Below are 1145 nucleotides of genomic sequence, written 5' to 3'. Positions count from 1 at the left end.
TTGCAACGACTTGGTTTGCTGAGAATTTTCCATCTTGGATTTGCTTGAGGAATCAAGCTCTGAAACGCTGAAACCAGCAAGGTTCGAGAACCTGAAAACCCTTGAACTACCAAAACGCTATAACGCCCAATTAAGGTGTGAGGCACGCAATACCAATGCTTCCGCATACCACCTTAATCACCAAAACCGACGCATAGTAAAAATGCCACGCGTGCCGAATCACTCTTAAATTGTTTGTTATAAAACAGTTTCCATCTGAACCAATGGCCACTTTTCATCACCAAACACTTTGAATTTAGGCTCTTTATCCACGACGGCAAAGCCAAGAGAGCGATAACAATTATAGGCTGCAACGTTTTTGGTAAACACAGCTAAGCTAACTAATTGATACTGCTTTCGCCCCTGAATTTCTGTAAGTGACAAACGGATTAGAGTTTTACCTAGACCTTTACCTCGATGCTTGGGAGATATTGCCACACGACACAAACGCATTTCTGTGTCATTCACATGCTGTAGTTCAATGAAGCCAACTACATCATCATCGTCAGTTAGAGTGAAAAACTCAATTTCCTTTTGCTGACTTCGCTTGAGAATCTCAGCATTTTCTATTGGCCAACTAAACACTCGACCGCCCCAAAGAAGCGAATCGCTATACGCTGAAAACCAACTACTAACTTCTTTAGCATCATCAGATACAAATGGTCTCAAATACACTGAATATCCCTATATTTCATCACGATGGCCGACAATGTTTTATAACGCCAGCTTAAACCGCAGACAACGCACAAATCAAGACGCTGCATTGCACCTTAAACACTAAATTCACCGCAAACCAAAAATGCCACGCGTTGTTTGTCGGTTTGAAGCTTTTGTTAGAGCGATACAAGCAAACAGGCTTTACTTGGCAATGAAGCACTGAGCTTGTATTCAATGAATGACATCTTAGCCAAAGTGAGTATCTGCAACCAGACCACAATATCCAAAACACCGAACCAGTCGAAGAATTTACAAGAACGAGCCGAAAACCAAACTTCAAAATCCGGAATTTCTAATTGGCATGAAATCCCACAGCAACTTGGCTTGTAGAGAATTTCCCACCTTAGATATGGTTGAGGAATCGAACTCGAAAACACTGAAGCCAGCAA

The 1145-nt window shown here is 41.7% G+C and carries 2 protein-coding genes; both read right to left on the bottom strand.

Annotation, left to right across the window (positions count from 1 at the left end; genetic code table 11):
- Nucleotides 1-237 precede the first annotated feature (237 nt).
- The gene (locus HC752_RS24195) at nt 238-714 is read right to left on the bottom strand and encodes a GNAT family N-acetyltransferase (protein WP_190337731.1); all 477 of its coding nucleotides are present in this window, start codon (nt 712-714) and stop codon (nt 238-240) included.
- A gap of 158 nt (nt 715-872) precedes the next feature.
- The coding region (locus tag HC752_RS24965; RefSeq protein ID WP_238930626.1) for a hypothetical protein at nt 873-1145 on the bottom strand (273 nt) is incomplete at its 5' end.

Origin of the sequence: Vibrio sp. S9_S30 (genome assembly GCF_014694455.1) — a bacterium.
GTDB lineage: Bacteria > Pseudomonadota > Gammaproteobacteria > Enterobacterales > Vibrionaceae > Vibrio.
Note: the sequence above shows the minus strand (reverse complement) of the source record. Positions and strands in the feature narration are given on the sequence as shown.